The sequence below is a fragment of the Undibacterium sp. Ji50W genome (assembly GCF_049340445.1).
Taxonomy (GTDB): Bacteria; Pseudomonadota; Gammaproteobacteria; order Burkholderiales; family Burkholderiaceae_D; genus Undibacterium.
Map to the genome: position 1 here is coordinate 1 of NZ_JBMPOX010000096.1, position 255 is coordinate 255.

Here is a 255-nt window from a genome sequence, read left to right on the forward strand (position 1 = left end):
CTGAAAACGTCACCATCACAGATGCTGATTCTGAATCCAACACCATCGCCCTGCAAAGCGTTGCTGCACACACAGGCACCATCACCATCGGTACAGCAACAGGAACCGGCGTTGCAGGTGGCTTCATCAACTTTGATACCACCACTGCTGGCGCCAATGGCGGCCTGAACCGTCTCGACGTTTCCACAGGCGTACAAGTTCCTGGCGCACTGAGTGTCCTGACAGACGGCTCTGGCGTACAAGACCTGTCCCTGA

At 56.1% G+C, this 255-nt stretch carries 1 protein-coding gene; it reads left to right on the plus strand.

Annotated features, from left to right (window positions below):
- Nucleotides 1-255: hypothetical protein (locus ACO0K9_RS28180; protein ID WP_422990721.1), on the plus strand; the 255-nt coding region annotated here is incomplete at both ends.